This window comes from Sphingomonas sp. NFX23, assembly GCF_049887795.1.
GTDB lineage: Bacteria > Pseudomonadota > Alphaproteobacteria > Sphingomonadales > Sphingomonadaceae > Sphingomonas.
This window is the reverse complement of record NZ_JAGEKH010000005.1, coordinates 206874-228428: the sequence shown is the minus strand read 5'-3', so window position 1 is coordinate 228428 and position 21555 is coordinate 206874. Positions and strand designations below refer to the sequence as shown.

The 21555-nt window shown below is 66.4% G+C and carries 23 protein-coding genes; 10 read left to right on the top strand and 13 right to left on the bottom strand.

Annotated elements, in window-relative coordinates:
• Positions 1–15: 15 nt before the first annotated feature.
• Genes J4O76_RS14740 through J4O76_RS14730 form a run of 3 tightly spaced genes read left to right on the top strand, consistent with a single transcriptional unit; the run spans position 16 to position 2795 of the window.
• Entirely contained in the window at positions 16–378 is a 363-nt protein-coding gene (locus J4O76_RS14740; RefSeq protein ID WP_426282586.1) for an endonuclease domain-containing protein, read from the top strand.
• Positions 375–1475, top strand: a complete 1101-nt coding sequence (locus J4O76_RS14735; protein WP_426282585.1) for an ATP phosphoribosyltransferase regulatory subunit — start codon at positions 375–377, stop codon at positions 1473–1475. Before J4O76_RS14740 ends, J4O76_RS14735 begins: the two co-directional genes overlap by 4 nt.
• Before the next feature lie 30 nt (positions 1476–1505).
• On the top strand, positions 1506–2795 hold the full coding sequence (locus tag J4O76_RS14730; protein WP_121885604.1) for an adenylosuccinate synthase: 1290 nt from the start codon (positions 1506–1508) through the stop codon (positions 2793–2795).
• A 62-nt stretch (positions 2796–2857) separates the two neighbouring features.
• Here J4O76_RS14730 and J4O76_RS14725 read toward each other — a convergent pair whose 3' ends face one another.
• From J4O76_RS14725 to J4O76_RS14700, 6 genes are all read right to left on the bottom strand, one after another.
• Positions 2858–3352, bottom strand: coding sequence for a hypothetical protein (locus J4O76_RS14725; RefSeq protein ID WP_426282583.1), 495 nt, complete (start codon positions 3350–3352; stop codon positions 2858–2860).
• A gap of 56 nt (positions 3353–3408) precedes the next feature.
• Positions 3409–4476 carry a chorismate synthase gene (aroC, locus tag J4O76_RS14720; RefSeq protein ID WP_426282582.1) on the bottom strand — a complete coding sequence of 356 codons (1068 nt, stop codon included), beginning with the start codon at positions 4474–4476 and terminating at the stop codon, positions 3409–3411.
• On the bottom strand, positions 4473–4886 hold the full coding sequence (locus J4O76_RS14715; protein WP_426282581.1) for an endonuclease domain-containing protein: 414 nt from the start codon (positions 4884–4886) through the stop codon (positions 4473–4475). Before J4O76_RS14715 ends, aroC begins: the two co-directional genes overlap by 4 nt.
• 62 nt (positions 4887–4948) lie before the next feature.
• A complete protein-coding gene (fabI, locus tag J4O76_RS14710) occupies positions 4949–5740 on the bottom strand; it encodes an enoyl-ACP reductase FabI (protein WP_426282919.1) in 792 nt (263 codons plus the stop codon).
• 23 nt (positions 5741–5763) lie between these two features.
• On the bottom strand, positions 5764–6639 hold the full coding sequence (locus J4O76_RS14705) for a YihY/virulence factor BrkB family protein (protein WP_244655510.1): 876 nt from the start codon (positions 6637–6639) through the stop codon (positions 5764–5766).
• Between the two features lie 82 nt (positions 6640–6721).
• Complete coding sequence (locus J4O76_RS14700) at positions 6722–7657, bottom strand: DnaJ C-terminal domain-containing protein (protein ID WP_426282580.1); 936 nt, start codon at positions 7655–7657, stop codon at positions 6722–6724.
• A gap of 94 nt (positions 7658–7751) precedes the next feature.
• Here J4O76_RS14700 and J4O76_RS14695 point away from each other — a divergent pair, with 94 nt between their 5' ends.
• A complete protein-coding gene (locus J4O76_RS14695; RefSeq protein ID WP_426282579.1) occupies positions 7752–7895 on the top strand; it encodes a hypothetical protein in 144 nt (47 codons plus the stop codon).
• 120 nt (positions 7896–8015) lie between these two features.
• Here the strand turns inward: J4O76_RS14695 and J4O76_RS14690 are convergent, their stop codons facing one another.
• From J4O76_RS14690 to J4O76_RS14675, 4 genes are all read right to left on the bottom strand, one after another.
• Complete coding sequence (locus J4O76_RS14690) at positions 8016–8909, bottom strand: transglutaminase family protein (protein ID WP_426282578.1); 894 nt, start codon at positions 8907–8909, stop codon at positions 8016–8018.
• 148 nt (positions 8910–9057) lie between these two features.
• Positions 9058–11496 (bottom strand): circularly permuted type 2 ATP-grasp protein, encoded by a 2439-nt coding sequence (locus J4O76_RS14685; protein WP_426282917.1) that lies wholly within the window; start codon positions 11494–11496, stop codon positions 9058–9060.
• A 362-nt stretch (positions 11497–11858) separates the two neighbouring features.
• The gene (gene ligD / locus J4O76_RS14680; RefSeq protein WP_426282576.1) at positions 11859–14375 is read right to left on the bottom strand and encodes a DNA ligase D; all 2517 of its coding nucleotides are present in this window, start codon (positions 14373–14375) and stop codon (positions 11859–11861) included.
• Positions 14376–14486: 111 nt separating this feature from the next.
• Positions 14487–15368: a Ku protein gene (locus tag J4O76_RS14675; protein WP_120299473.1), complete on the bottom strand. Its 882-nt coding sequence runs from the start codon at positions 15366–15368 to the stop codon at positions 14487–14489.
• Between the two features lie 110 nt (positions 15369–15478).
• Between J4O76_RS14675 and pdxH the strand changes: the two genes are divergently transcribed.
• Genes pdxH through J4O76_RS14660 form a run of 3 tightly spaced genes read left to right on the top strand, consistent with a single transcriptional unit; the run spans position 15479 to position 17831 of the window.
• On the top strand, positions 15479–16057 hold the full coding sequence (gene pdxH / locus J4O76_RS14670) for a pyridoxamine 5'-phosphate oxidase (protein WP_426282575.1): 579 nt from the start codon (positions 15479–15481) through the stop codon (positions 16055–16057).
• Positions 16054–17001, top strand: a complete 948-nt coding sequence (locus tag J4O76_RS14665; RefSeq protein WP_056484804.1) for a cation diffusion facilitator family transporter — start codon at positions 16054–16056, stop codon at positions 16999–17001. The genes pdxH and J4O76_RS14665 overlap by 4 nt, the downstream gene beginning before the upstream one ends.
• A 38-nt stretch (positions 17002–17039) precedes the next feature.
• Positions 17040–17831: a PhzF family phenazine biosynthesis protein gene (locus tag J4O76_RS14660; protein WP_426282574.1), complete on the top strand. Its 792-nt coding sequence runs from the start codon at positions 17040–17042 to the stop codon at positions 17829–17831.
• Between the two features lie 140 nt (positions 17832–17971).
• Here J4O76_RS14660 and J4O76_RS14655 read toward each other — a convergent pair whose 3' ends face one another.
• Both J4O76_RS14655 and mnmA read right to left on the bottom strand, forming a co-directional pair.
• Complete coding sequence (locus tag J4O76_RS14655; RefSeq protein WP_056061094.1) at positions 17972–18220, bottom strand: UvrB/UvrC motif-containing protein; 249 nt, start codon at positions 18218–18220, stop codon at positions 17972–17974.
• A gap of 14 nt (positions 18221–18234) precedes the next feature.
• A complete protein-coding gene (gene mnmA / locus J4O76_RS14650; protein WP_426282573.1) occupies positions 18235–19356 on the bottom strand; it encodes a tRNA 2-thiouridine(34) synthase MnmA in 1122 nt (373 codons plus the stop codon).
• A gap of 195 nt (positions 19357–19551) precedes the next feature.
• Here mnmA and J4O76_RS14645 point away from each other — a divergent pair, with 195 nt between their 5' ends.
• The 3 genes from J4O76_RS14645 to J4O76_RS14635 all read left to right on the top strand — a co-directional run bounded on the left by J4O76_RS14645 (position 19552) and on the right by J4O76_RS14635 (position 20533).
• Entirely contained in the window at positions 19552–19779 is a 228-nt protein-coding gene (locus tag J4O76_RS14645; protein WP_056061089.1) for a hypothetical protein, read from the top strand.
• 103 nt (positions 19780–19882) lie between these two features.
• Positions 19883–20182 carry a DUF1153 domain-containing protein gene (locus J4O76_RS14640; RefSeq protein ID WP_056061087.1) on the top strand — a complete coding sequence of 100 codons (300 nt, stop codon included), beginning with the start codon at positions 19883–19885 and terminating at the stop codon, positions 20180–20182.
• A gap of 93 nt (positions 20183–20275) precedes the next feature.
• Positions 20276–20533, top strand: a complete 258-nt coding sequence (locus J4O76_RS14635; protein ID WP_056484797.1) for a GlsB/YeaQ/YmgE family stress response membrane protein — start codon at positions 20276–20278, stop codon at positions 20531–20533.
• A 239-nt stretch (positions 20534–20772) separates the two neighbouring features.
• Here J4O76_RS14635 and J4O76_RS14630 read toward each other — a convergent pair whose 3' ends face one another.
• Positions 20773–21507 (bottom strand): SIMPL domain-containing protein, encoded by a 735-nt coding sequence (locus J4O76_RS14630; protein WP_426282572.1) that lies wholly within the window; start codon positions 21505–21507, stop codon positions 20773–20775.
• Positions 21508–21555 lie beyond the last annotated feature (48 nt).

The window sequence follows — 21555 nt, the reverse complement described above, 5'->3', positions numbered from 1 at the left end:
AGGGGAGAGGGAGCAGTGACCAAGACCGATGACAGCATGCTGAGCCAGGCGAAGGCGATGCGGTCCGGGCAGACTGGGCCGGAAATGCGGTTCTGGTACGAAGTCCGCGCCAAGCGCTTCCAAGGCGTGAAGTTCACCCGCCAGGTCGTGATCGGCGCGTTCATCGCTGATTTCGTCGCGCGTTCGCACATGCTGGTCGTCGAGCTTGACGGCGATACGCACACCGACCAAGCACGCGACGCCCGCAGGACGGCGTGGCTGGAAGAGCAGGGATATCGGGTGATCCGTTTCGCCAATACCGATGTGATGACCAATCTCGAAGGCGTTCTGCAAGTGTTGGGCGATGCACTTGTCATACGCGTGGACCTGACACGATGACCGCACTCCTCCCCGAAGGCTTCCGAGATCGCCTCCCCCCGTTCGCCGATTCGGCAGCGGCGCTGGAGGCCTGCGTGCTCGAAGCTGCGCGTCTCCACGGCTACGAGCGCGTCGATCCGCCGCTCGCCGAATTCGCCGACGGGCTTGAGATGCGACTGAAGGCTGGTGGGCTGCACGACGCAGTACGCTTCGTCGATCCGGTGTCGCAACGCACGCTCGCGATCCGGCCGGACATCACCGCACAGGTCGCGCGGATCGCCGCCACTCGGATGGGGCATCACCCTCGGCCGGTTCGGCTGAGCTATGCTGGCTCCGTGCTTAAGCTGCGGGCGTCACAGCTCGCGCCCGCGCGTGAGACTCGGCAGATCGGATGCGAACTCATCGGGCTTGATTCGGTTGCCGCCGCGCAGGAACTCGTCGCGGTTGCAGTCGACATGATTGCTGCCGCCGATGTTACCGGCGCGTCGATCGACTTTACGCTCCCCGATCTCGTGCCGACGCTTGCCGCCGGACCTCTTCCCGTCGCGCCCGAGCAGATCGCAACCCTGCGCGATCGCCTCGACGCGAAGGACGCCGGCGCCGTTGCTGCTCTTGCTCCGGCCTACCTTCCGCTGATCGAAGCCGCCGGCCCGTTCGACCAGGCGATGGACCGCCTCCGCGCCTTCGACACCACCGGTGCACTCGCCTCCCGCCTCGACGGCCTCGCGCGCATCGCCGAAGCGCTCGACGGCCGCGTCGCGTTGACGCTCGACCCGACCGAGCGGCATGGCTTCGAATACCAGACCTGGCTCGGCTTCTCGCTCTTCGCCGACGGTAGTGCGCGTGAAGTTGGTCGCGGGGGCACGTACACCGTCGTCCACGAAAACGGCGCTGAGGAAGCTGCGACGGGCTTCTCGCTGTTCGCCGATGCGCTCGTCGAGCGCGTCGCCACCGTCGACCGCCGCCGTCTCTTCCTCCCGTTCGGCACGCCCGCCAGCGAAGGCGCAGCAATGCGCGCGCAGGGCTGGGTCACCGTCGCGGCGCTAGACGCCGGCGATACCCCCGAAGCACAAGTCTGCACGCATCTATGGGTGGCGGGCGAGCCCCGCGCGCTGTAGGCGCTGCGCGTAATCCTCAGGAGATAGAGTTTGGCCAACGTAGCAGTCATCGGCGCGCAATGGGGCGACGAAGGCAAGGGCAAGATCGTCGACTGGCTCGCCGAGCGCGCCGACATGGTCGTGCGGTTCCAGGGCGGCCACAATGCCGGCCACACGCTGGTCGTCGGCGACAACGTGTACAAGTTGTCGCTGCTGCCGTCGGGTATCGTCCGCGGGACGCCGTCGTTTATCGGCAACGGCGTGGTGCTCGATCCGTGGGCGTTAAAGGACGAGATCGCCCGGTTGGGCGCGCAGGGCGTCGTCGCGACCCCGGAGACGCTGCGGATCGCCGATACCTGCGCGCTGATCCTGCCGTTCCACCGCGATCTCGATGGTCTGCGCGAGGATGCGAGCGGCGCTGGCAAGATTGGCACCACGCGTCGCGGCATCGGGCCTGCGTATGAGGACAAGGTCGGCCGCCGTGCCATCCGCGTCTGCGACCTCGCGCATCTCGACGATCTCGGGCCGCAGCTCGATCGCCTCACCGCGCATCATGACGCGCTGCGCGCCGGCTTTGGCGAGCCGCCCATCGATCGCGCACGCTTGATCGCGGAACTGCGCGAGATCGCTGGCTTCGTGCTGCCCTTCGCCAAGCCCGTGTGGCGCGACCTCAACGCCGCGCGTTCGGCTGGCAAGCGGATCCTGTTCGAGGGCGCACAGGGCGTGCTGCTCGACGTCGACCACGGCACCTATCCGTTCGTTACCTCCTCGAACACCATCGCAGGCGCCGCAGCCGGCGGGTCTGGCCTCGGGCCATCCGCGGTCGGCTTCGTGCTCGGTATCGCCAAGGCATACACGACGCGCGTTGGTTCGGGGCCGTTTCCGACCGAGCTCGAGAACGAGACCGGCGAGCGTCTCGGCGTACGCGGCCATGAGTTCGGGACGGTCACGGGGCGGAAGCGCCGCTGCGGCTGGTTCGACGCGGTGCTGGTGCGGCAGGCGGCGGCGGTCGGTGGCATCACCGGGATCGCGCTGACGAAGATCGACGTGCTCGACGGGTTCGAGACCGTATCGATCTGCACCGGGTACAGCTTGCGCGGCGAGACGCTCGATTACTTCCCGGCGCATGCGGCGGACCAGGCGCTGGTCGAGCCGATCTACGAGACGATGGAAGGCTGGCAGGAGACGACTGCGGGTGCACGCAGCTGGGCCGACCTTCCCGCGCAGGCGATCAAGTATATCCGCCGGATCGAGGAGTTGATCCGCTGCCCGGTGACGTTGGTCTCGACCAGTCCGCAGCGTGCCGACACGATTCTCGTCCGCGATCCGTTCTCGGACTGAGCGGACGCGAAAAAGCCGGGCGATCGCTCGCCCGGCTTTTCATCTACTGTAGCGAGGTCGGATCAGCGCGGGGTGGTCGTGCCGGTTGTCCCGCCCGTGGTCGAACCCATCGTGCCGGTGGTCGTGCCACCCATCGTGCCCGTGGTTCCGGTCGAGCCGCCCATCGTTCCACCCATCGTGCCGGTGGTGCCCATCGTACCAGTCGTGCCGCCCATCGTGTCGGCGCCCATCGTGCTACCGGTCGTGCCCGACATCGTGCTGCCCGTCGTGCCGGTGCCGCTCATGGTGCCCGACGTCGTACCGCGCGTACGGCTGCGAGCCTTGGTGCCACGCTGCGTGCGCGTTGTGGTCGAACGGGTGCTGGTCGAGGGGTTGGCCTGATCCATCGTACCGGTCGACATGCCGCCGGTCGTGCTGCCTGCGGTCGAACCGCCCATGGTGCTTCCGCTCATCGTGCCACCCGTGGTGCCGCCCATCGAGCCGCCGGTGCCCGTCTGTGCCAGTGCCACGCCCGGAATGATCAGCGCTGCCGCTGCGATCGAAGTCAGAATACGCATTTCGCTCTCCTATGTTATTGAAGGGCAAGCGCTTAAGTCCGGCTTATGTTCCAGCGTCAGCCGCACTGGCCTCGATGCAGCAGTGCCTGATCGGCCAGGACGAGGGCGACCATCGCCTCGACCACGGGGACTCCGCGGATCCCAACGCAGGGATCGTGACGGCCCTTGGTGGCGATCGTCGCGGCCTCGCCGGTCGGGCTGATCGTCTCGACCGGGGTGAGGATCGAGCTGGTCGGCTTGAACGCGACGCGCAAGGTGATCGGCTGGCCGGTCGCGATCCCGCCGGCGATCCCGCCGGCATGGTTGGCAAGGAACTCCGGGCCGTCGACACCGGGACGCATCGGGTCGGAATTCGCTTCGCCTGACAGCGCGGCAGCGGCAAACCCGTCGCCGATCTCGATGCCCTTGACCGCGTTGATGCTCATGCAGGCGGAGGCGAGTTCGGAATCGAGCTTGGCATAGAGCGGCGCGCCCCAGCCTGCGGGTACGCCGGTCGCCTCGCACGCGATCACCGCGCCGAGCGAGGAGCCGGATTTCCGCGCGGCGTCGACGAGCGTTTCCCAACGGAGCGCGGCCTCGGCATCGGGGCAGAAGAACGGGTTCTGGTCGATCTGCGCATCGTCGAAGTTGGCCGGATCGATCGCATCGCCCCCGATCGCCTCGACCCATGCGCGGACACGGACCTGCGGCACGACGAGCCGCGCGACCGCGCCGGCTGCAACGCGCGCGGCGGTCTCGCGCGCGGAGGAGCGCCCCCCGCCACGGAAATCGCGGAACCCGTATTTCGCGTCATAGGCATAGTCGGCGTGGCCGGGGCGATAGGCCTTGGCGACGTCCGAATAGTCCTTGGAGCGCTGGTCGACATTCTCGATCATCAGGCTGATCGGCGTTCCCGTGGTGCGCCCCTCGAACACCCCCGAGAGAATGCGCACCGTGTCCGGCTCGCGTCGCTGCGTGGTGAAGCGCGAGGTGCCCGGGCGACGCTTGTCGAGCCACGGCTGGATGTCCGCTTCGGTCAGCGGAATGCCAGGAGGGCAACCGTCGACGATCGCGCCTAGCGCAGGGCCGTGGGATTCGCCCCAAGTGGTGAAGCGGAACAGCCGTCCAAACGTGTTGAAGCTCACTTGCCCCTCTCCCCAACGGGGAGAGGGAGGGGCCCGTGCGAAGCATGGGAGGGTGAGGGCACGCGCGTCAGCCCATCGAGGATCACGGCAAGCACGCCGTCCATCCGCTGCATCACGTCGTTGTTCCAGACACGGATCACACGATATCCCTTGGTCGCGAGAAAGGCGGTTCTATCGTCGTCATAGGCGACATCATCGATATGTTGGCTGCCATCTACCTCGACGACCAGCATGGCGTCCATGCAGAGGAAGTCGGCGATGAAGGGCCCGATCCATACTTGGCGGCGGAACTTGAAGTCGCCGAGACGACGACTGCGGAGGCGGTACCAAAGCCGGTCCTCCGCTTCGGTCGCATCGCGACGTAGCTCTCGGGCTCGGTTCAGTGCTTCGGTGCCGTCGCGTTGCCTCACCTTGCCCTCACCCTCCCATGCTTTGCATGGGCCCCTCCCTCTCCCCGGAGGGGGAGAGGGGCTTAGACCAGTGCGATATCGGGGGCGTCTTCAGCCTTCATGCCGATCACGTTGTAGCCCGCGTCGACATGGTGTGTTTCGCCGGTCACGCCCGACGCCAAGTCGCTCAGCAGGTACAGCCCCGCACCGCCGACGTCGTCGATCGTCACGTTGCGCTTCAGTGGCGAGTTCAATTCGTTCCACTTCAGAATCAGGCGGAAATCGCCGATCCCGCTTGCCGCCAGCGTCTTGATCGGCCCCGCCGAGATCGCGTTGACGCGGATGTTGTCGCGACCCAGATCGACCGCGAGATACTGCACGCTGGTCTCCAGCGCCGCCTTCGCGACCCCCATCACGTTGTAATGCGGGATGACCTTCTCCGCGCCGTAATAGCTGAGCGTCAGCATCGCGCCGCCCTCGGTCATCATCTTGGCCGCGCGCTGCGCCACTGCGACGAACGAATAGACCGAGATGTTCATCGTCATCAGGAAATTGTCGAGGCTGGTGTCGACGAACCGCCCGCGCAGCTCGTTCTTGTCCGAAAAGCCGATCGCGTGAACGACGAAGTCGATCGTCGGCCATTCCTCGGCCAGCTTGTCGAAGGTCGCATCGAGCGCACTCATGTCCGACACGTCGCAATCGAACAGCCGCGCCACGCCCAACTGCTCGGCGAGCGGGCGGACGCGCTTCTCCATCGTCTCGCCCTGGTAGCTGAACGCGAGGTCCGCGCCCGCCTCGGACAGCTTCTTGGCAATCCCCCAGGCCAGCGACTTGTCGTTCGCCAAGCCCATGATCAGCCCACGCTTGCCCGCCATCAAACCGTTCACGCCGTCCCCGCCTATACCTGCATATCCGTAGCAGGCTGCTCTAGCGTTGTTTCGGGTGGTTCCGCCAGTGCTGCGTTGAGATGCGCGCCGAATACGAGACCGAGCCCGATGACATAGAAAAATAACAGCATGATGACGACGCCCGCCAGACTGCCATAGGTGAGGTCGTAACCACCGAGACGCGACAGGATCACCGGCAGCAGCGCGGTCGCGCTGACCCACCAGGCGGTGGTGAACAGGGCGCCCGGCCATTTGCGGCACTTCGAATAGCGATAGCGCGACGGGGTGACCGAGTAGAACAGCAGGTACAGCGCGCCGAACATCAACAGGCCGGGGATGAGTCGCGACAGCCCGACCCAGCCGGCGGCGTCCTGCGCGAAGGGGAGGAGGCGATAGATGAACTGCTCGGCCGCGGTCAGGATACCCTGGACGAGGAACGACAGCAGCGCGATCACCACCGACAGGATGATCACCGCGGACGATCCGAGCCGTGATTTCCAGAACGGCGCGGTTGCCTTGATCCCGTAGGCGCGGTGAAAGATGTCGCGGATCGTCTCGACGAAGCTGCCGACCGTCCACAGTCCGACCAGCGCGCCGAGCCACAACAGCGACCCGGTCCGCGCGGCAAGCACGTCGGCGATCGGCTTGCGCAACAGGTCGCCGACGTTGGGCGGCAGGACGTTGAGGAACGACTCGACCGCGCGCACCGTCTCGACGCTCTGGCCGAAGATCGACAGGATCGCCGCCGCAACGATGAAGAACGGAAACACCGTCATCAGCGCGAGATAGGCGAGGTTCCCCGCGTGGATGAAGCCATCGTTGAAGACGCCGACGGCCGCGCGTTTGAAAACCTCGAACGCGTAACTGCCTGGCCTGACCTTCGCCATGCCGCGGGTGAGACGGGCGCGCGTCGCACCATGATCGTGCGCGCGCGCTTCGGGCGTTAGGGTATTATCATTCACAAGGCGTTCAGACGCCCATGGCCCCCCGCGGGTTCCCCGCTTCGCGACCATCCCAGCTTTCGACGAACGCCGTCAGCGCCGCATCGCTCGCGGGAATGTCGATCATCAGCGTGACCAACTGGTCGCCCCGCGTGCCGCCCTTCTTGTGAAAACCCTTGCCCTTGAGGCGCAGCGTCTTGCCCGAGGTCGTGCCCTTGGGGATGGTCAGCATCACTGGCTTGTCGACCGTCGGTGCCTTGATCGAGCCGCCCAGCACGGCTTCGGCCAGCGTGATCGGCAGGTCGAGGCGGACGTCGTCACCGTCGCGCGTGAAGAACTTGTGCGGCTGGACCTCGATCGTCAGGATCGCATCGCCTGCGCCGCCCGGACCCTGCTCGCCCTTGCCGGCCAGCTTCATCTGCGTGCCGGTCTCGACCCCGGCAGGGAGCTTGAGGTCGAGCGTCTTGCCGTCTGCGAGCGTCACGCGCTGCGGCTCCAGCGTCGCCGCCTCGACGAACGGGACTTGCAGGCGATACGCGGCATTCTCGCCCTTGGGCTGCGCGCGCCGACCGAAGCCGCCGGAGAATCCGCCGCCACCGCCACGCTGCGCGCCGCCGAACAAGCCTTCGAAGATGTCGCTCATGTCGGCCCCGCCGGCGCCGCTCTCATAGCCTTCGCTGCGGAAGCCGCCGCCGGGCTGCGGCCGCCCGCCGCCACCGCCAAAGCCGAACGGCGACGCCGGGTTGCCGTCGCCGTCGATTTCGCCGCGATCGAACCGCGCGCGCTTGTCCTTGTCGTTCAGCAGGTCGTACGCGTTGGTAACGGTGCTAAACCGCTCCGACGCCTTCGGATTGTCCTTGTTGCGATCGGGATGAAGCTCCTTTGCGAGCTTGCGGTACGCCTTCTTGATGTCGGCTTCGGTCGCGTCGCGCGCTACACCCAGAGTCTTGTACGGATCGGCCACTTACGTCCCCATTATACCTTGCGCGTCTATGTGGGGGGATCGCCCGCGCAACGCAATTGCGTGCGGGGTGTTTGGTTGCACGAGAGGAACGATCATGACCGACAAGCAACCGATGCAGGGCGTGCCGAAGGATGACGATGGCGCGAAGGAAAAGGACGGCGTCAACAACGCGCCGGCCAAGGACAAGGGCGGAGAGAGCGGCGGCGGCTCGTATCCGAACCCGCACGACGAGAAGTAACGCTTTCTCCCAAACTTCCGTCATGCCGGGCTCGGTCCGGCATCCACGGTTCCGCACAATCGAGAGACGTGAAACGCGGAACGGTTGGACCCCGGAACAGGTCCGGGGTGACGGAGTGGGTTAGGCGGGTTGTGTCTCATCCAACGGCGCAACATCGACGCTGACGTCCATGTTCTGCGCGCCCGACCCGAGCACCACGCCGTCGACCGGCGCGATCTCCGCGTAATCCCGCCCGACCGCCATCACGATGTGATCGCTCGCCATCCAGATCCCGTTGGTCGGATCGACCCCAATCCAACCACGCACCGGCCCGCACCACAGCAGTACCCACGCATGGGTCGCATCCGCGCCGACCAGCCGGGGCTGCCCCTCGGGCGGGATCGTGCGGATATATCCGGACGCGTACGCCGCGGGGAGACCGGCCGCGCGCAGGCCGGTGATCATGATCTGTGCGAAATCCTGGCAAACGCCCTTGCGCTGGAGGAACGCCTCATGCGGCGGCGTATCGACCAGCGTCGCGTCGGCATCGAATTCGAACTCCACCTGGATCCGCCGCGCGAGCGCGATCCCGGCCTCCAGTGCCCCCCGCGAAGGATCGAGATCGACCGCACAATAGTCCGCGATCGCCTGGTCGAGCGGGATCAGCGGCGAAGGATAGATGTAATTCGCCGGACTCGCCGCGGAAAGATCGGTGCTCGCCCGCGCCATCGCCGCGATCTCGCCCAGCGTCGGATCGCTCGCATCGGGCACGGGCACGAGGCGGTCCACCGTCATCCGCGACCGGCTCTCGATCGTCAGGTGGCGAACCGGACTGTCGACCACTAGCCGCGTGACATTGGCGAGTCCTGCCTCAGCGCGCGCCGCGCTGGTCCGCCCAGCCGGGTGCACTGACAGCGCGTAGCTATCCAGCCGCTGCCCCGGCCAGTCGATCGGCTTCAACCGCAGATTGCACCGCGCAAACTTGACGCTCGCGCCGTAATCGAACGTCGTGACGTGGCGAATGTCGTAGATCATGAAAATCCTCCCCGGCACGGGAAGGGGGACCGCCAGCCTGCTGGTGGTGGAGGGGGGGCGCCACGAACGGTGCGCTGGTGGAGAGCCCCCTCCACCATGCGCTGCATGGTCCCCCTCCCCGTACCGGGGAGGATTTGCACGTCCACTCTCACGCCAACGTCAGCCCGCTAGTCCGCAAAGGCTCAGCCCCCTGCAGGAAATACCGCCGCGCCAGCGCATCCGATACCGCGCCGAGACGCCGCTCGATATCCCCCAGCGTCTCCGCATCCAGCTCCGCGGCCGTCGCGGTCATCACGATCGCCTGCAACCCGGTCGCTTGCGCCTGTTGCGGCTCCGCCATCTCGTCGTCGCTCAGCACCGGTAACTCCGCCAACCGCGCCGCGATCCGCTCCGCCGAAAACGCCAACGACCGAGGATTGCCCGGATCGAGCGCCACCAGATCCATCACCGGCACGCGCGCGATCCCGGTCGGATAGCGCTGCCGATAACTGATCTGGCTGTCGGCAAGGTCGAGCAGCACCGACAGATCGTCCGGCGACGCGCCCGGCATCCCGAACAACCGGATCGCACGCGCCATCGCCATCGCCCGCTCGATCCGCCGCCCGAGATCGTGGAAGCGCCATGCCGCCGTCCGCCCCATATGTTCCGCCGACAGCCCGGCAATCGCCGCATAGCGCCGCTGCAGCGACCCGGCTCGCTCCAGCATTCCGCGATGCGTCGGGAAGGGGGCCTCAAGCAACCGTACCATGTCCGCCGACAGCCGGTCGCGCGAGCCTTCGCCGATCTCGCGGGCGTGGCGGTTGAGCGTCAGGATCGACTGCCAGCGTTCGTCCTCCATCGCGGTGCGGGCGAGCGCGGTCAGGTCGGCGCGGCGCAGCGACGGCGGGTGCGGCGCGCTGCCAGCGCCGACGATCAGCCCGACCAGCTTGCCGACCGTAGTCGGCGACAAGACTGCGCCGCCGTCGACGTCGATCGAATTGCCGAGCATCACGCGGATCGCGCCAAGCAAAGCCTCGCCCCGCTCCAGATAGCGCCCAAGCCAATAGAAATTGTCCGCCACCCGGCTCGGCAACGTCCCCGGATTGCGCCGCACTTGGAGCGAGTCCGCGGCGGTCAGCAGCGATACCGGCGCGACCGGCTCGGCACCATAGATGCAGACGTCGGCGGACCAGATGCCTTCGCCCATGACCGCCGCCCGCGCGTCGGGATGCTCGCCGATCCGCGCGAACCCGCCGGGGAGGACGGTCCATTCGCCGTCGCCGTTACGCGCCGCGAAGACACGTAGGGTGAAGGGGCGGGGGACCAGCGCATCGCCGACCACGACCGGCATCGTCGAGAGCTGGACCAGTTCCTGCCCGACATAATCCTGCGGCCGGTTCGCCATGTCCGCGAGCAGGCGCGTCCTGTCTTCGCCGGTCATGTCGGCGCCAGCGGTTGGGCCGCCGGTCATGCCGAGCGGGCGTGCGTGGAAGGCGGGACCGATCAGCAGGCGATCGAAATTCGCCTCGACCTGCGCCCGCGCGCCGTCCTGCCCGCACCACCACGTCGCGATGTTGGGCAGCAGCAGGTCTTCGCCGAGCATCGATTTCGCAAGCTGCGGCAGGAACGCCGAGAACGACGGTGCCTCGAGCACGGCCGAGCCCGGCGCATTCGACAGCACGACGTTGCCGGCGGCATAGGCGTCGATCAGCCCGGGCACGCCGATCTGCGAATGCGTGTCGAATGCCAGCGGATCGAGCAGCCGTGGGTCGAGCCGCCGCCACAGCGCATCGATCCGCTTGAGCCCGCCGATGGTGCGGACATACACCTTGTCCTCGAGCGCGGCGAGATCGGCACCTTCGACCAGCAGCAGCCCGAGATACCGCGCGAGGTGCGCCTGCTCGGGATAGCTCGGGTTGAACCGACCGGGCGTGAGCAACCCGATCCGCGGGTCGGTCCGCTTGCACATCGCCGCGATCCCGGCGCGGAAGGCTGCAAAGAACGGCGCATGCCGCTGGACGTTGAGCCGATCCTGCAACCCGCCGAGCGTCCGGCTGACGGCGATGCGGTTCTCCAGCGCGTAACCAGCACCGGCCGGCGCGCGGAGGTGATCGGCGAGCACGCGCCATTCGCCGGTCGGTCCGCGGCCGAGGTCGATCGCGATGAAGTCGAGATGGCGGCCGCCCGGCGGGTCCAGCCCGACCATCGGTCGGAGGAAGAACGGGCTGCCGGTGACGAGCGCGGCGGGGATGTGGCCGTCTGCGACCAGCTTTCCCTCGCCGTAGAGGTCGGCGATCACCGTCTCCATCAACGTCGCGCGCTGGATCACGCCGCGCTCGATCCCCGCCCATTCGCCGGCCTCGATCAGCAAGGGTACGGGCGAGACGGGCCAGGGGCGCTCGTCGGGTTCGTCGGCGATGCGGAAGCCGGTGCCGATGTCGACCGCATGCCGCTGGACGCGCTCACGGATGTGGCCGAGGTCGTCCGAGGCGACCGTGGCCAGCTCGGCGAACATCGCCGCCCAGGCGGGGTCTGCATCTTCGCAGAGCACGTCGGCGCCAGTGCTGCGCGTGCAATAGTCGGCGATCCACCGCTCGGCATGGATCATCGCGTCGAAAAGGGGCGCGGTGTGCGTCGCCGTGTCCAATGCCTCAAGCCCCCGAATACAGGCGGCGGTGTTTCACCTTTCGACGCGGCGGTGCAACATAAATTGTCGCGAAGGCCGCGCGTTACTCCTGTTCTCTCGCGAACGCGAAGGGCCAGGAATCCCAGGCGCTGCGTGCAGTTACCCTGGACCCCCGCGTTCGCGGGGGACAGTAAGGGGGCGAGCTGTCGCTTTTACAAACCACCACCCCGGCGAAGGCCGGGGCCCAGTTGGCAAGGTGGTCGTAACGAAGCGTTGCCCTTCGTTAGCAACGTTCCCCAACTGGGCTCCGGCCTTCGCCGGGGTGGTGCTAGGGGAGGGGCCGCTCAAAGATCCGGCAACACCTGATCCGCCATACCCCAACCCGCCAAAGCACGCGAGCCAGCCCTCGCGATCAACTCGGCCCCATCCTTTACACCCCATCTTGCCGCCGTCTCGATATCCCGCAGCTCGGTCCAAGACACCGGTGCCGCCACTGGCGCACCCGCCCGAGCCCGCGCCGAATACGGCATCACTGCGGTCGCCCCGCGCTGGTTCCGCAGCCAGTCGATGAAGATCCGCCCCTTCCGCTTGGCCTTCGCCATTGTCGCGACGAAGCGCTCGGGATCCGCCCCCGCCATCGCCCGCGCGAAGCGGTCCGCGAAGTCCTTCACCGCCGGCCATTCCGCCTCGGGGGTCAGCGGCACGACGACATGCACGCCCTTGCCCCCCGACAGCATCGGGAAGCTGACCAACCCCAGTTCCGCGAGCTGGTTCTTAAGATGCTCGGCCGCCTTTTTGGTGTCGCCGAAGTCGAGCCCCTCGTCCGGGTCGAGATCGAATATCAGTCGGTCCGGTTTCTCCAGGGCCGCGTTCGACGAGCCCCAGCCGTGGAACTCGATCGTGCCCATCTGCACGCACGCGACCAATCCGTCGGCGTCATCGACGTACAGATAGTCCTCGGTCGAGCCGTCCTTCTCGCGGATCGGCACCTGGTGGACCGCGTCGCCGAAGCTTCCGGCATCGTGTTTCTGGAAGAAGCACGCGCGCGATCGACCTTGGGGGCAACGGACGAGGCTGATCGGGCGATTGCCCGCGACCGGCAGCATGATGCCCGAGACCGCGACGTAATAGTCGGCCAGATCGCCCTTGGTGACGTCCGACTTGTCGAAGATCACGCGGTCGCGGCTGCTGACCTTTATGCTGGTCGCGGGTGCCGCGGCTTCCTCCACATCGGGCGGCGGGGCGGGCGTCTCGGCGACGACGTCCTTAGCCGCTTTGTCCTCGCGCAGGCCGATGAAGCTCGAATGGCGGAGCACGCCGTCCGGAGTGACTTCGGCAAACGCGACTTCCGCGACCAGTTTCGGCGTCACCCACTTCGCGCCGCGGACCGCTGCCTTTGGCGCCTCGACCGTGGGCGTCTTGCGGTCGAGTGCGTCGAGCTTGTCGCGGATCTCGTCCATCAACGCCTGGTCGAACCCGGTGCCGACCTTCCCCGCATACCTGAAGCCCTTGCCTTCGCGGACACCGAGCAACAGCGACTTGAACCCGCGTTTCTTGTCGGAGGGCAGCCAGCCGACGATCACGAATTCCTGGCGGTGCGTGCATTTGACCTTGAGCCAGGCCTTGGTTCGCTTGCCGGCATAGGGCGCGTCGGCGCGTTTCGAGACGATGCCTTCGAGGCCTTCGCGGCACATTGTCTCGAACAATTGCTCGCCCGCGCCGATGACGTGGTCGGAGTAGCGGAGGCGGTCCTCGTCCTCGGGGATCAGTGGTTGCAGGCGCGCCTTGCGGTCGAGATTGGATAGACCGGTCAGGTCTTCGCCGTCGAGCGCGAGCAGGTCGAACGCGAACAATGTCATGTCGCCGCCGGCGGAAATTGCGTCCTTCAGCGTCGAGAAGTCGGGATGGCCGTCCTTGAACGCGACGATCTCGCCGTCGATCAGCGCGGATTTTATCGGGAGTTTCGCGGCGGCGTCGGCGATCGCGGCGAACTTGTCGGTCCAGTCGAGGCCGGTGCGGGTGAAGACCTTGGCCTTGCCGTTGGCGACGGAGATCAGCGCGCGGTAGCCGTCGTATTTCACCTCGTGCAGCCAGGTGGATCCGGTGGGGACGGCGTCGACGAGGGTGCAAAGTTGGAGGTCGCGGAACTCGGGCAGTTTGACCGCGCTGCGCCCCGACCCCTTCGTCGCCCCAGCGGAGGCTGGGGTCTCCCGCGGCTCCTGTTCCGTTTTTGCTGCTTGAGATCCCAGCTTTCGTTGGGATGACGGGCGGGGGGAACGTGCCGGCTTTTTGTCCTCTTCGATCTCGACCATCGTCCGGCCGGTCGAGACGCTGGTCAGCGCTTCCTCGACCAGCGTGTCCGTGCCGCCCGCCGCGGCGTCGTCGATCTTCCGCAGCAGCCAGTTCTCGCGTTTCTCCTTCGCGCGGGGCTTCAGGCGGATGAGCAGCCATTCGCCCTTCATCCGTTCGCCATCGAGGACGAAGTGGAGATGGCCCTCGTCGAGGTCCTTGGCCGACTTGCCCTTGATCGGCGACCATGTGCCGCGGTCCCACAGCATCACCGTGCCGCCGCCATATTCGCCAGCGGGGATCGTGCCTTCGAAGGTGGCGTAGCTGAGCGGGTGATCCTCGGTGCGGACGGCGAGGCGCTTTTCAGCGGGGTCGAGGCTGGGGCCACGGGTGACCGCCCAGCTTTTCAGGACGCCGTCGACTTCGAGGCGGAAGTCCCAGTGGAGGCGGGTGGCGTCGTGCTTCTGGACCATGAAGCTGTTGCCGTTGCCGGGGGCCAGCGTGCCCGCGGGTTCGGCGGTTTTCGTGAAGTTCCGCTTGGAATTATAGAGCGCTAGGGGATCGTCGACCATCTTCACGCCTCCCTGGAAGGGAGGGGCCGGGGGTGGGTCGGCCGCTTGGCGGGCGGGGCGCTATTACGGTAAGGGACCCACCCCCAACCCCTCCCTTTCAGGGATGGGAGCTTACGCACGTTTTTTGGCTGGCGCTTTGGCCGCCGTCTTAGCCGGCGCGCGCTTGGCGGGGGCCTTCTTCGCAGGCGCCTTCTCTGCCGCGCCCCCACTTTTCTCCATCGACTTCTTCAACGCCGCCATCAGATCGACCACGTTCGAGCCGGTCTTTCCGCCGGTGTCCTTGTCCTCGATGATCTTCTTCCCGTTCGACTTGCGCTTGCGTTCGATCAGGTCCTTCAGCGCGTCGACATAGCGATCGTGGAATTCCTGCGGATGGAAGTCGGCGCTGCGCTTTTCGATCAGCGCTTCGGCGAGTTCGAGCAGTTCCTCGGACGGCTTGTCATCGGGGATCTCGCGGAAATACCCCTGCGCCTTGTGCACCTCGTCGGCGTAGCGCAGCGTCTCCAGCACCATGCCGCGCCCGCATGGCTTGAGGCTCACGACGTATTCGCGCCCGCGCATCGCAAGCTGGCCGAGCCCGACCTTCTTCGTCCGCTTCAACGCTTCGCGCAGAACGATGAACGCCTCCTCCGCGAGATCATCCGCGGGCACCACGAAATACGGCTTCTCGTAATAGAGCACGTCGATCTCGCTCGCGTCGACGAACTGCGTGAGTTCCAGCGTCTTCTTCGACTCGAGCTTCACCGCATCGATCTCGTCCTGCTCCAACAGGACGTATTCGCCCTTCGAGACCTCGTACCCCTTCATGATCTCGTCGGCGTCGACCGGGCCGACGCCGGTGACGACCTTGTCGTAATGGATCGGCTGGCCCGACGGCTCGTGGATCTGCTTGAACGACACCGCCGCGCCGGATTTCGTCGCGGAATAGATCTCGACCGGAATCGAGACGAGGGCCAGCCGGATCTGCCCCTGCCAATACGCGCGCGCTGCCATCTTGCGTGTTCCTTCGTTGCGGAAACGATTCGATTACCTGGGTCAATCATCGGCACGGTAGAGTCGTTCCAAAGTTTCGTTCCGCGCCAAATCCCGCTATGGCGCGCGGCATGTCAGACGATCCCTTCACGCTGTTCGATAGCTGGTACGCCGAGGCCAAGCAGTCCGAGCCGAACGACCCCAACGCGGTGGCGCTCGCGACGGCCGATGCCGAGGGCCGTCCGTCGGTCCGCATGGTGCTGCTGAAGGGGCACGGCCCCGATGGCTTCGTGATCTACACCAACCGCGAAAGCCGCAAGGCGGGCGACCTCGCCGCCAATCCGCAGGGGGCGCTGCTGTTCCACTGGAAGTCGTTGCGTCGCCAGATCCGGATCGAGGGGCCGGTGTCATGGGCCAGCGATGAAGAGTCCGACGCCTATTTCGCCTCGCGTGGCCGTGATTCGCAGCTTGGCGCCTGGGCGTCGGAGCAGTCCCGGCCGCTCGACAGCCGCGAGACGTTCGAGCAGCGCTATGCCGAGATGACCGCGAAGTTCGAAGGCCAGGACGTGCCGAGGCCGCCGCATTGGGGTGGCTACCGTGTTACGCCGACGCGGATCGAGTTCTGGCAGGACCGTGCGCACCGGCTCCACGAACGGCGACTGTTCGTTCGCGAAGACGGCAATTGGAGCGAGGGGCTGTTGTTCCCATGACGCAGGACGAACGGCGCAAGGTCATACCCCTCGCAACACGCGCGGCGCTCGCCAGCGTCGCGATGGCGTGTTTCCTGCTGCTGCTGAAGGGATTTGCGGCGTGGTCGACGGGCTCGGTGGCGATGCTCGGCTCGCTCGCCGATACCGCGCTCGACCTGCTCGCGTCGCTGGTCACGCTGTACGGCGTGCGGCTGGCGGCGACGCCGGCGGACCACGATCACCGCTTCGGCCACGGCAAGGCGGAGGCGCTCGCAGCGCTGTTCCAGGTCATGCTGATCACCGCGTCGGCGGTCGGCATCGCGTGGCGCGCTATCCTCGCATTCGGCGATCCGCAGCCGACCACCGGGGCCGAGTTCGGCATCGGCGTGTCGGTGATCGCGATCGCCGCGACGGTGTTCCTGCTGGCCTATCAGCGCAAGATCATCCGCCAGACCGGCTCGGTCGCGATCCTGGCGGACAACGTCCATTACCAGTCCGACGTGCTGCTCAACGGCTCGGTGATCGTCGCGCTCGTGCTCGATCAATATGTCGGGTGGAGCGGCGCGGATCCGATCTTCGGCATCGTCATCGCGCTGTGGCTCGCCTGGGGCGCGTTCCAGGCATCGTCGAATGCGATCGACCAGCTGATGGACAAGGAGTGGCCGGAGGATTTCCGGGCGCAATTTCTTGACGTCGCCGCGCGCCAGCCCGGCATCCGCGGCATTCACGATTTCCGCACACGGCGCTCTGGCAGCCACGATTTCGCGCAGTTCCACATGGAGGTCGCGCGTGACCTGACCGTGGAACATGCGCACGACATCGTCGAGGCGGTCGAGCGCAACCTGCGCACCGCTTTCCCGAAGGTCGAGGTGCTGATCCATCTCGATCCCGAGGGGCATGTCGACACCGACAATCCGCTGGTCGAGGCGGACGTGACGCCGCATTGGTTCGGCAAGCGGGTATAGTCCGTTCGAGATTCGGCAACGCGTTTGAGGATTCAGGCATGAGAATACCGTTCGCGCAGATCGATGCGTTTTCCGACACGCCGTTCGGCGGCAACCAGGCGGCGGTGATGCCGCTGTCCGCATGGCTCGACGACGACGTGCTCCTCAACATCGCGCAGGAGAACAACCTGAGCGAGACCGCGTTCATCGTCGCTTCGGACGACGAGGGTGTCGATTTCGATCTTCGCTGGTTCACGCCGGGGGCGGAGGTGGCGCTGTGCGGCCACGCGACGCTGGCGAGTGGGCATTTCGTGCTGTCGTCGGATACCGCGCTCGATCGGGTGCGGTTCCGGACGCGGCAGGCGGGGATGCTCGAGGTTGCGCGGGCTGATAGCGGGTACACGCTGGAGCTGCCGGCTTGGGGACCTAGCCCGAAAGCGATCCCGGAAATCGTCGCGGCGCTGAACATCGAGGCGCCCGTCGAGACCCTGTGGCACGAGAAGGGCTATGCGCTCGTGATCGTTGAGAACGAGACCGTGGTGCGCGACCTGAAGCCGGACTTTGCGGCGCTGGCGAAGTTCCCGATCGTCGCGATCGTCGCGGCGCGGGGGGACGCGACCGACATCGTCAGCCGCGTGTTCACGCCGTACTACGCGATCGACGAAGATCCGGTGACGGGCTCGGCGCATGCGGTAATGGTGCCGTATTGGGCGCCGACCTTGGGGAACAGCTTTACGGCGTACCAGGCGAGCGCGCGGGGCGGAAAGCTGACTTGTCGGCTTGAGGGCGACCGCGTGGTGCTAGGCGGATCATGCGTGACGACGATCGAGGGTACGTTCCTGCTGCCGTGATTCGGGTGCCGTGATCTGCCCCCCTCCCTGGAAGGGAGGGGCCGGGGGTGGGTCGGCTTCCGCATTCTCCGAACGCGCGTGACTCAAGCCGGCCTACCCACCCCCAACCCCTCCCTTTCAGGGAGGGGGGCGAATAAGAGCTACCGCTTCCGCCCCTTGGTCATCGGATCGGGCTTTTTTGGCTTTACCCACCCCGGCGGCGGCGTCATGCGTTGCTGGCTGGTGCCGAGCCCCATTGCCCCCGGCTGTTGGCGCGTCAGCCCGGCGGTGTCCGCCACCTCACCACCGCCGCGCAACACACTGATCTGATCGCGCAACTTGCCCGCGGTTTCGAAGTCCATCGCCGCGGCGGCGGCTTCCATCTGGCGGCGTAGATCTTCGATATCCATCCGCCCTGAACGCGTCAGGCGGCGACGAGTGCCGCTTCGGTTTCCGCGATCCAGCCGCCGCCGAGCACGCGCTCGTCCGCATAGAGTACTGCCGCCTGACCGGGCGCGACGCCGTATTCGGGCGCATCGAACACCACGCGGTTGCCGATTAGACGGGCAGGGACGGGTTTCGCCATTGATCGCACCTTGGCGGTCAGCGGCCCGGTGAAGTCCCCGCCCAACCAGTTGATGTCGGTCATCCGCGCCGCCTGCACCGCGAGCGCGCGACGGGGGCCGACGACGACGCGCTTCGTCTCAGGCTCGACTCGCACGACGTAGAGCGGCTCGGGACTGCCGCCGATCTCCAGCCCGCGGCGTTGGCCGACGGTGAAGTGGATCAGCCCACGATGTTCGCCGAGCTTCGCGCCGCCGAGATCGACGATGTCGCCCGCGGTCTCTGCCGCCTCGGGGCGCAGTTTTTTGACGAGACCGGCGTAGTCGCCGTCGGGAACGAAGCAGATGTCCTGGCTATCGGGCTTGGCCGCGACGCCGAGCCCGAGTTCCGCCGCGATCTCCCGCACTCGTGCCTTGGGTAAGCCGCCGAGCGGAAATCGGAGATAATCGAGCTGTGTCTGCGTGGTCGCGAACAGGAAATAGCTCTGGTCGCGGGCGGGATCGGCGCCGCGGTGGAGTTCGGCACCGTGCGCGCCTTCGAACCGGCGGACATAATGGCCGGTCGCCAAGCAGTCTGCGCCGAGATCGCGCGCAAGCTTCAGCAGGTCGGTGAACTTTGGCCCCATGTTGCACTGGACGCACGGGATCGGCGTGCGACCGGCGAGATACTCGTCGGCGAATTTGTCGACGACCTGCTCATGGAAGCTGGTTTCGTGATCGAACACGTAATGCGCGATGCCGAGTCGGTCGCAGACCGCGCGGGCGTCGCGGATGTCGCGGCCGGCGCAGCACGAGCCGGCGCGGCCCACCGCCTCGCCGTGATCGTAGAGCTGGAGCGTCACGCCGATCGTCTCGGCGCCGGTGGCGTGCGCGAGCGCGGCGACGACCGAGCTGTCGACGCCGCCCGACATCGCCACGACGATGCGCTTTACGGCCATGCCCGTATCGGCACTGGCCCCGAGCTGAAAATCGGTCTGATCCATGCGGCGCTACATAAGCGCGGAGGCACCGCGTTGCAAAAAGATGCGTCGATTAACCTCGATCAGGCCGAAGCGAGTGAAAAATGCGACCGGCGAACGTCGCAATGCAACAAATCGGCCACTGCGTGGCGGGTGTTTTACGCAGTCTTCATCCCCTTGGCTTAGACAGGGGCTTCCGAGAATGAAGCGAGTATCCCGTTGGACCTGAGTTTTCCCCGTTTCGATCGCGACGCAGAGGTCACCGTTCTCCCGGGTGACCTGGCCGTCCTGATCGTCGGTATCGCCGCCCGACAGGCAGCGAGCCCGACAGCGGCGGTGCAGGCGGGATTTGCTCGCGCCACGATCGATCCGAAGTTGTTTGCGCCGCTCCACGGTGCGTTCAACGGGCCGATGGCCGCGGCGTTGACCCGTTGGAAGGAGGAATGAAGATGCTGTTTACCGCGGCGTTTCAGCCGATCTTCAAGACCTGCGATTACAGGTCGAGTGTGCGTATCGAGAGGGGGCCCCCCGCCCCGATCAGAGGTTTCAAATGATCGAGAACCAGAAAATCCGTCCCGGCAAGGTCATCGGGCCTTTGGGCGAGCAGCTGACGCTGGACAGCCTGCCACCGCCCAGCACCACGCGCTGGGTCGTGCGGCGCAAGGCCGAAGTCGTCGCTGCGGTGAATGGCGGGCTGTTGAGCGTCGACGATGTCTGCGCGCGCTACGGCCTGACGGTCGAGGAGTTCGCCGGATGGCAGCGGGCGATCGATCGGTCGGGAATGCCCGGACTGCGGGTCACACGAATTCAGCACTATAAATCGTTGTACGAGCGCCAACAAAAGTATTGAGCGGCAAAACTCAAAACGCGAGCGGAACAAAAAACGCCGTTCGCACGTCTTTCCGCCATCGCCCGGATACGGGTTCAACGGAGGGAAAATATCATGGGTCTCATTCTTTGGCTGATCATCGGCGGCGTCATCGGCTGGATCGCTAGCATGATCATGCGCACCGACGCGCAGCAGGGCATCTTCCTGAACATCATCGTCGGCATCGTCGGCGCGTTCATCGGTGGCCTCATCTTGTCGGGTGGCTCGATCAACAACGCACCGCTCACGCTGACCTCGTTCATCGTGTCGCTGCTGGGCGCCATCGTCCTGCTCGCGATCGTGAACCTCGTGCGTCGCGGTAGCGTCCGCTAAGAGTTCGCTTCGTCACGCGAAGTTAAAGAAGGGCCGTCCGGGCAACCGGGCGGCCCTTCTTTCGTGCGTGCGATTATTTGCCGGTTCCGCAGCCGGCCTTTGCATCCTCCCCCGCCAGGGGGAGGTGTCGCCGAAGGTGACGGAGGGGGAGGAGCGCGCAACACCCGTTATCGCTTACCTCCCCCTCCGTCTGGCAAGTGCCAGCCACCTCCCCCTTGCGGGGGAGGATCGTAAGAGGGTCAGTTCAGCAGGAAGCGTACCGACAGCGTGACCGTCACGTCCTTCTCGCCGGGTGCGATCTGCGTGCTGTCCTTGGCCATCGCCGCACGCGCCATGAACATCGGTTGTGCAGGACCACCCGTATCCTGGCCCGACTCCGCGATCGAGACGATCCGCGACACGCGCAGCCCCGCCGCCTTGGCATACAGATCCGCGCGGCGCTTGGCCTGCGCGATCGCGTCGGTCCGTGCCTCGTCGAGCGCCGCGTCGGGCTTGTCGATCGACAGGTTCGGCCCGTCGATCTGGTTCGCACCCTGCGCCACCAGCGCGTCGAGGATCGTCCCCGACTTGGCGACGTCGCGGAAGCGGATCGAGACGGTGTTGGTCGCCTGATACCCGGTGATCACCGGCGGCTGGTTGTCGGCGTAGCGATATTGTGGCGACAGTTGGACGTTCGAGGTAGCGACGTCGCGCGGTGCGACGCCCGCCCGCTTGAGCGCGTCGAGCACCTTGGCCATCCGCTGCGCATTGTCGGTGAGCGCCGCGGCGGCAGTCGGCGACTGAGACACGACCCCCGCGCGAATCGTCGCGAGATCGGGCACGCGCGTCGTGCGACCCTCGGCGGTCACGTCCAGCACGGTCCCGGCGGCGGGTACCATCGGCTCGACCGTGGTCGGGGCGGCCTGGGCATTGGCAGCGGTAGGAAGAATCGCGGTGGCGCTCGCCAAGATGGTCAGGAACGATGCGGTCTTCATGATGGTGTCTCCCGTTGAACTGTCCGTGCGTGTCGCCCGGATCGGCTC